This window comes from Micromonospora sp. NPDC004336, assembly GCF_053602615.1.
This window is the reverse complement of record NZ_JBSGDY010000224.1, coordinates 1-8,193: the sequence shown is the minus strand read 5'-3', so window position 1 is coordinate 8,193 and position 8,193 is coordinate 1. Positions and strand designations below refer to the sequence as shown.

Here is an 8,193-nt window from a genome sequence, read left to right as displayed (position 1 = left end):
AACACCGCCCGATCACTGCCGTGCCCGTGCCCCGTCGCACCCAACGAACCGAACAACTCCGCCTGCACCCGCACCGTGCCCGACAACAACCCATCAGCCTTCAACCCCGCCACGAACGCACGCGCCGCCCGCATCGGCCCCACCGTGTGCGAACTCGACGGCCCGACACCAACACTGAAAAGATCGAAAACGCTGATCACGATGCCTGCTCCTGTCGCGGTTGCTGGTTGTCGCCGCCGGCGCGCGGGGAACGTCTCCCCGCCCCTCCGAGGTGGTCGCGCACCGGCCCGATCAGCAGCAGCCTGATCGGCACGGCATGTCCTCTCCCGGCTACTGCGTCGGGGAATCGGCGTCGTCGACGAAGGCGCGGTACTCGCCCGCCGACATCAGCGGCGGCACGTCGGCCAGGCGGATCCGCAGCAGCCAGCCCTTCCCGTACGGGTCGGCGCCGATCAGGCCCGGGTCGGCGAGGACCTCCCGGTTGACGTCGACGACCTCTCCGCCGACCGGCAGGTACAGCTCGGCCACCGACTTCGTGGACTCGACCTCGCCGCAGACGTCGCCGGCCGCCAAGCGGCTGCCGGGCTCGGGCAGTTCCGCGTGGATGACGTCGCCGAGCGCCGCCGCCGCGTAGGCGGTGATGCCCACCGCTGCCGGCTCGACCGACCCGTCGACCCACTCGTGGTTCTCGCTGTACCGAAGGTGCGCCGGTACGTCCATCTCTCGTCTCCTCGGGGAACGCGGGCGCGTCAGCGCGGGTGGCGGACCGGCAGCGGGGCGCGTGTCATCGGCCCGGCGGCGTCCGAGACGGCGGCGTCGGTCCGGTCAGGGCGGTGGGGGTGTCGGGGACGCGCGGGCCCGGCGCGGTGCGGCCCGCGTGCCCGGGGTAGCTGTCGGTGCGGGTGGCCGTCCACCGGTCGCAGCGTCCGCTCGGGGCGGGCGGCGCGGTGTTCGGCGGTCCCGCTGTCGTCGCGCGGCGGCGTCGGCCAGCCGGCGGGGCCGGTGGACCGGGATCCGGTCGCCCGGCGCACGGTGTGCGGGGGTGAGTGGCGCAGAGTCGTCTGGCCCTGGTGCATGGAGGCGCTCCTCGTCCCGACGCGCGCGGCGTCGTACGTCGGTTGCCTCCCGCTCTGTCATTGACCTGAGAGCTTCACCGCCGAGGGCGGTTTGCACCGTGGGTGAGACGATCGGTCGTCTGCTTTCCAGAGTCCACCTCGCCTGCGCGGTAATGGTGCCTGAGAGTTTCTTGGGAGTTTGCTCCTTCGGCGCCCCGACCCGGGGTCTCTCCCGCGCAGGTTCGAACGGTGTCTATGTAGTTGTCGGCTGTCGGGGCAGACAGTAGGCGATCGGCGGAGACGCCGTCAACATCAACCACCGGCCGCCCCGGCGGCTCCGCGTCGGCGGCGGGACGTCACACCACCGGGTGCGCGTGGGGGTGCTCCCGCCACCATCGGGCGAACACCGGGTTGTCGTGGACGTGCTCCAGGTAGGCCCGGGCAAGCGCCCGGAACAGGCCGGCGCTCTGCTCGTGGGTGAAGGCGTCCCGCCGCCAGACCACCGCGAGCCTCGCCACCTGCGGCTCGCCGTCGAGGGGAAGGACCTTCGTGCCGGGGGCCGGCGCCCAGGTCGGGTCGACCAGGCGGATGCCGTCGCCTGCCGCCACCAGCGGGTACGCCGCCCCGCTGGGCGCCTCGTAGCGGATCTTCGGTTCGAAGCCGGCGACGCGGCAGGCGCGACGGAACGAGGCGAGGGTGCCGTCGTCGGGCCCGGGCGGGCACACCCACGACTCCTCGCTGAGGTCGGCCAGCCGGACCGTCTCGCGCTCCGCGTGGCGGTGCGTCGCGGACAACGCGACGAAGATGGGGTACCGGGGCACCAGCGTGCGGCTGGCGAGCGCGGCGCCGATGGGCAGGTCGAAGCCCTCCATGTTGCCCACCAGGGCGGCGTCCAGCTGACCGCGGGCGACCGCCTCGACCAGCAGGCGCGACGACGGCTCGATCTGCAACGCGATCTCCGCGTGCGGGAACCCCTCGGCGAGCCGGGGCACGACACTGCTCAGGCAGGCGACGTGGACGGTGCCGACGCGCAGCAGCCCGGCGGCGCGGTGCTTGTCGGCGAAGTCGTCGACGAGCGCGTCGACCTCCGCCAGCACGACGCGGGCCCGCCTGAGCACCAGCTTGCCGAGTTCGGTCGGCTGGCTGCCGGTGCGACCGCGGACGAACAGCGCGCCTCCCACCACGTCCTCGATGCGGCGCAGCTGGGCCGTCAGGGCCGGCTGGGACAGGCCCAGCCGGGCGGCGGCCCGCGTCACGCTCCCCGCCTCGGCGACGGCACAGATCGCCCGCAGGTGCCGTACATCGATGTCCATGGCGAGGGATTATGCCGGCAGCGGCGCGCGCCGCCGGCCGGGCGTCGACCGGTCCGGCGGCGCGGACGCCCCGCCCGGCGTCGGGGCCGGGCGACGCGTCCGCTCGGGCAGGCTCGCGGTCGGGCGTCAGTAGCGGGCGCTGACGGTGGCTCCCGCGCAGGACGTCCTGCCGTGGAGGCTGACGTAGTGGTAGCCGGCGGACGGGCCGGTGACGGTCAGCGCCTCGGTGTTGCCGGCGCCGGTCGAGGATCGGGTGGCGTTGCCGGTCGTCGCCCAGGTGGAGGGGCTGTAGTAGAGGTCGCAGTCGCCCGTCCCGCCGGCCACGCTGATCGTCATCGTGGTGACGCCGGCGGGCAGCCGGAGGTACAGGTAGTCGTAGTCGCCGGCCGTCGCCGAACGGCCGCCGCGTTGACAGTCGCGGTCGAGCGCCCGGGTGTCGGCGCCGGCGCACTCCGGCAGCGTGCCTCCCCCGCCGGCCGCGACGGAGATCGTCTGGGTGCTGGTCGCGGTGGCCCCCTGGTCGTCGGTGACGGTCAGGGAGACGGTGTAGGTGCCGGCCGACGCGTAGGTGCGCGTCGGGTTCGTCGCCGACGACGCGCTGCCGTCGCCGAAGCTCCACCGCCGGGCGGCGACGCTGCCGTCGGCGTCGGTGGACCGGTCGGTGAAGGTCGCGGTGAGCCCGTTCGTCGTCGCCGAGAACGAGGCGGAGGGTGGCCGGTTGGTCGGGGGCGTCGCGCCCCCGCAGTCGCCGGCCGCGCAGCGGGTCAGCCAGGCGTCGAAGTCGGCGTCGTACCGGGTGCCGACGGTGCTGGTGAGGTGGGTGCGGGCGGCGCCGAAGGCACCCGACCGGTAGTGCCCCAGGACGGTCGTCACGTCGGAGCGGTGCGACTGGAGCATGTGGCGTACGGCCAGGTAGCCCCAGTTGTAGACGCGGGTCTGGTCGTTGCCGTACGTGGTGTCGAAGAGCGTGCGCAGCGTGTAGGTGTGGTTGCCGGCCTGGTTCTGGGCGCTGGTGTAGGGCACGTTCCGGTACGAGTAGGAGACGTACTCGGCGAACCCCTCGATCCACCAGATGGTGGGCGTGGCGATGTTGGCGGCGAAGTCGCCGTGCATGTTGAACCGGCCGTCGAGGTAGTGGGTGTACTCGTGGTTGAGGTTCCAGATCTGGAAGGTCGGCCGGACCCACTCCGCCTCGTACGCGATGAACCGGGCCTGGTTGGCGGCGTCCGACGGGTTCCCCTCCAGGTACATGCCGCCGTTGTTGGTGTCGATGCCGTAGATCGCGCCCGCGTACGTCTGGTAGTCGGTGCTGGAGTCGAAGACCACGACCTCGATGTCGGAGTTGACGTCGCCCGGCACCGGGCCGCTGTCGGCCACGAGGTCGTGGAAGTAGGCGTCCTGCCCCTTGAGGCTGGCGCAGGACTGGCTCAGCTCGGCGGCCGTCATGCCCTGGGCCACGATGCGGATCGAGGCGTCGCAGGTGTGGTTGATCTTCAGGACGGACCGGGTCAGCTGCGCGGCGAGGTCGCAGGTGGCGTAGTAGGAGCAGTTGGCGGCGTCGTAGGCCTGGGTCATCTCCGCGACGCCCACCCACAGCGGCGCGGTCGGGCCGGTCATCCTGCTCGTCGAGAGCAGGGCCGCCGCCATCGGTCGGACCGTGGCCCGCAGCGGCTCGTGCTGGAGGAAACGCGCCAGTTCGCGGCCCGCGTTCGACGTGAGGTAGCTCCGGTCGGTGCCGAGCAGGTCGGTGTGCGCGCCGGCGAAGTCGCGCAGCGTGCTGAGCACCGACCGGTCGGCCTGCACCGCGGCCACGAACGCCGGCAGCTGGTGGCCCCGGAACAGCACCGTGTAGACGTTGTTCACCGCGTTGAGCATGTGCCACGAGGCGGCGTAGGTGGAGTCGAAGCCGGTCAGCAGCCGCTTGACGACGTAAAGATAGCGGGCGTTCTCCTGGGCGCTGTCGACGAGGGTCACCGCCTCAGCCAGGGTCTCGCCGTTGGCGTCGGTGACGTCCCAGGCGCGTGGGCTGGCGAAGAAGGCGTCGAGGGCCGCCTGGATCGCGGTTCGCAGCGTCGGCCCGTACGACCCGACGGCGGGGTCGTACCACTGCACGTAGTAGCCGGCGCGCAGGTAGAGCACGAGCTGCGTCATGCCGGTCGACGGGTTGCCGGGGTAGCCGGCGGCGCCGTCCCGGACGGCGTACGCGACGCTGACCATCTGCGCCTCGCGGAAGGCGGCGTGGGCGTCGCCGCCGGAGAGGCCGAACAGGCCGTTGACGCAGTCGACGGTCGAGGCCTTGATCTGGCTCACCAGCGCGGCGCCCGTACGGCCGGTGAAGTCGGCGGCGTCGCACGCGGCGGCGGCCCGCGGTGAGCCGCCGTCCGACGGGCGGGCCCGGCGCTCCGGGGTGGTCGGGTGGTCGTAGTCGGCGCGGGCGGCGTCCTTCGCCGCCGGCTGCGGCGCCCGCTGGTGGACGGGCAGCGGTCTTCCGCTGACGTGGTCGCCGGCGTCGTCGCGCCGGGCGACGCCGTCGGACGCCGCCGGTGGGGCCTGGTCGCTCGTCGTGGCCGGACGGCCGGCCGGGGTCGGTGTGGCGGGGCCGGCGACGGCAGGTGGCGCCGCCACGGCGCAGGCCAGCGTGAGCGCCGTCAGGGCGCCGCACAGCCTGGCTGCGGCTCGGCGCATCGGGTTCGTGGACACGCACACTCTCCTAGGGGCGAGGGGACGCGCATTCCGTCGAGGCGCTTACAGCCTTCGATGGATGCCCGGGCGGTGGACGCTAGCCACGCCGCTCGGAGCGGCACAACGGGCCCACAGCGGCCGGTCAGGTTCGCCGGCGCGGGGCTTACCGGAGCCTGTCGGCAGGCCGCAACGATCAGCGGACACTATGGGCATTCGCTATGAAAGCCCACCGTCCGTGCGTGCGATCGTGCGAGGTGTTCACCGATGGGACACCGGACGGTAAGAATGGCGAGCATCCTGCTGATCGACGACGACCCCGGTTACCGACGGCGGCTCGGCGACCGGTTGGCCCGGTTCGGCCACGTCGTCACGGACCTCGCGGTGCACCAGGCCGGGCGCGCGCTGTCCGACCTGACCTGCCACACGCACCAGCGTCCGGACGTCGTACTGGTGGATCCGTTCATCCCGGCCGTCGACGGGCTCCTTCTGCTGCGCCTGCTCTGCGTCGGTTCGCGCCGGCCCGTGCTGGTGCACGCCGCGCGGCGCGGCGACGACGAGATCGTGCGGGTGCTGCGCGCCGGAGCCGACGGGTACCTGCCCAAGCCCTGCCGGCCGCCGGTCATCGACGCCCGCGTCGGCGCCCTGCTGCGCCGCGTGCCGGCCGCGCCTCCCCCGGCGCCCTCCGTGGTGGGCGGCCTCCGCGTCGACGTCGCCGGGCGCAGCGTCACCCTCGGCGGTGCGCCGGTCGCCCTGACGCGGGCCGAGTTCGAGCTGCTGGCGTGCCTGGCCGAGCACCCGGGCAGGATCGTGCCGCGGTCACAGCTGCGCACGAGGGTGGGGCGCGGCGGAGGCGCGTCGCCGGGCTCCATCGACGTCCTGGTGCACCGGCTGCGACGCAAGCTCGGCGAGCTGGCGGCCGACGACCGGTATCTCCACACGGTCCGGGGAAAGGGGTTGTCGCTGCACCTGGAGTGAGCGGTCGGCCCGGGGGCGTCGCGGCCTCGGGCGGGGACGTCCGCCACGAGCGGTCGCCACCAACGCGGACCGCGCCGGCCTACGGCACCATCCAGGACAGCACGGGCGTGGCCTGCAGGCCGACCAGCAGACACATCAGGGCGAGCAGCAGCACGCTCCAGCCGAACATCCGCCGGAACAGGTCGCCCTCCCGGCCGTTGAGCCCGACCGCGGCGGCGGCGATCGTCAGGTTCTGCAGACTGATCATCTTGCCGAGCGTGCCGCCCGAGGCGTTGGCCGCGGCGAGCAGGACCGGATCCAGCCCCGCCCGCTGCGCCGCCGCCACCTGCAGCGCGCCGAACAGCGAGTTCGACGAGGTGTCCGACCCGGTCAGGGCCACCCCCAGCCAGCCGAGGACGGGCGCCAGGACGGCGAAGAGACCACCCGCGCCGGCCATCCAGTAGCCGAGGGTGGCGACCTGCCCGGAGGCGTTCATGGTGAACGACAACGCCAGCAGCCCGACCACCGTCAGCACGGCCCACCGCAGCTCGGACAGGGTGCGCCCGTAGAGCCGCACGGCATCGCGCGGCGACACCCGCAGCAGCGCCATCGTGACCACGCCGGCCACCAGCAGCAGCGAGCCGGGGGCGGCGAGCCAGGCGAAGCGGAAGGTCGTCAGCGGTGACGGGGAGCCGGACGCCGTGAGCACGTGCAGGCCCGGCCAGGAGACCGTCACCGTGCCGGCGTCGAGCAGCCGCTTGACGGCCGGCACCTGGGAGACGGCGAAGACCGCCACGATCGTCGCGTACGGCGCGTACGCCCGCCATCGGACGCCGCGCGACGGCGGCGCGTCGCCCTCCGGACGTGGCTCGTCGCCCGCCGGTGCCGCGCCGCCGGCCGCCACGGGAACCGCCTGCCGCACGGCGGGCCGGCGGGTGACGAGCAGCAGGACACCCGCCCCGGCGAACGCGGCGACGATGTCGGCGAGCGCCGCCGCCAGGAAGTTCGTGGTCACGAACTGGGCCACCGCGAAGGCTCCGCCGCACGCCAGCGCCGGACGCCACAGCTCCCGTACGCCCCGGCGGCCGTCGACGACGACGAGCAGGACCAGCGGTACGACGACCGCGACCACCGGGACCTGCCGGCCGGCCATCGCGCCCAGCTCCGCCGCCGGCAGCCCGGTGACGCCGGCCAGGGTGGTGATCGGCAGGCCGAGCGGCCCGAAGGCGGCCGGCACCGTGTTGGCGACCAGCGCGACGGCGGCCGCCCGGACGGGGGTGAAGCCGAGGGCCAGCAGCATGACGGTGGTGACGGCGACCGGCGTGCCCTGACCGGCGAGCGCCTCCAGCAGCGACCCGAAGCAGAACGCGATCACCATGGCCTGGACGCGGCGGTCGTCGCTGATCAGGGCGAAGCCCCGGCGCAGGGCGTCGAAGTCGCCCGTGTGCACGGTCATCCGGTAGATCCAGATGGCCGTGCCGAACGTCCAGACCAGGGGGAACAGGGCGAAGGTGGCGCCCTGACCGGCGGCCAGCAGCGTCTGCGACAGCGGCATCCGCCACAGCGCCCACGCCAGCACGACCGCCACGGCCAGCGCGCCGAACGCCGCCACCCAGGCCCGCGCCCGCACCACGCCGAGCAGGACGAAGAGGGTGAGCAGGGGCAGCGCGGCGCAGGCGGCGCTCAGCGCGAGCGACCCGGCGACCGGGTCCAGGGGCTGCTGGTACATCGAGACCGCCTCGGCTGCGGGCGCCCCCGGTCTCCGGCGGCGTGGGTACGGCCCATCTCACCGGACGCGGCCGGGCGACGCGTCTCCCAGCTTGCGCGGTCCCCCCGCCTGCGCACCCTCGAAGAGGATCCGGCGACGACACCGCCGGTGGGAGCGGTCGTGACGGCGCGGCGGCCACGGCCGGAGAAACCGGCGGACCGGCCGGATGGACGGGTGACGGTTGTCAGGCGGACGGTCGAAAGATCCGGGCCCCGCGTCCGGGCGGCCCGGACGGCGGGCCCTGTCGCCGGCACGCCCGCGCTCGACAGACTGTGCGGCGAGACGACCGGCGGTGGGGGGAGAGAGCATGCGACCACGTGCGTCCGTCGCGGTCCCGCCGTCGACCCCCGCGCCCCGGCGGGCGGCACCGGGGCCGGCACGCCACGCGGGAGGCGCGCCGTGACGCTGACCGTGCCGGCGC

Annotated in this window: 6 protein-coding genes and 2 riboswitches; of the genes, 1 reads left to right on the top strand and 5 read right to left on the bottom strand. The window is 74.0% G+C overall.

Annotation, left to right across the window (positions count from 1 at the left end; translation table 11 throughout):
• The 4 genes from ACWENR_RS28100 to ACWENR_RS28085 all read right to left on the bottom strand — a co-directional run.
• On the bottom strand, nt 1-200 hold a 200-nt coding region (locus tag ACWENR_RS28100; RefSeq protein WP_452279964.1), incomplete at its 3' end, for a serine dehydratase beta chain.
• 130 nt (nt 201-330) lie between these two features.
• Nucleotides 331-720, bottom strand: a complete 390-nt coding sequence (gcvH, locus tag ACWENR_RS28095; RefSeq protein ID WP_452279963.1) for a glycine cleavage system protein GcvH — start codon at nt 718-720, stop codon at nt 331-333.
• A 400-nt stretch (nt 721-1,120) separates the two neighbouring features.
• Nucleotides 1,121-1,213: riboswitch (glycine riboswitch) on the bottom strand.
• Nucleotides 1,214-1,300: riboswitch (glycine riboswitch) on the bottom strand. It lies immediately after the preceding riboswitch.
• A 111-nt stretch (nt 1,301-1,411) separates the two neighbouring features.
• Nucleotides 1,412-2,368 carry a LysR family transcriptional regulator gene (locus ACWENR_RS28090; RefSeq protein ID WP_452279962.1) on the bottom strand — a complete coding sequence of 319 codons (957 nt, stop codon included), beginning with the start codon at nt 2,366-2,368 and terminating at the stop codon, nt 1,412-1,414.
• 126 nt (nt 2,369-2,494) lie between these two features.
• A complete protein-coding gene (locus ACWENR_RS28085; RefSeq protein WP_452279961.1) occupies nt 2,495-5,068 on the bottom strand; it encodes a collagenase in 2,574 nt (857 codons plus the stop codon).
• Between the two features lie 246 nt (nt 5,069-5,314).
• On the opposite strand from ACWENR_RS28085, the gene ACWENR_RS28080 reads away from it, so the two are divergent.
• The gene (locus ACWENR_RS28080; RefSeq protein ID WP_452279960.1) at nt 5,315-6,025 is read left to right on the top strand and encodes a response regulator transcription factor; all 711 of its coding nucleotides are present in this window, start codon (nt 5,315-5,317) and stop codon (nt 6,023-6,025) included.
• A 79-nt stretch (nt 6,026-6,104) separates the two neighbouring features.
• Here ACWENR_RS28080 and ACWENR_RS28075 read toward each other — a convergent pair whose 3' ends face one another.
• Nucleotides 6,105-7,733 carry an L-lactate permease gene (locus ACWENR_RS28075; protein ID WP_452279959.1) on the bottom strand — a complete coding sequence of 543 codons (1,629 nt, stop codon included), beginning with the start codon at nt 7,731-7,733 and terminating at the stop codon, nt 6,105-6,107.
• Nucleotides 7,734-8,193 lie beyond the last annotated feature (460 nt).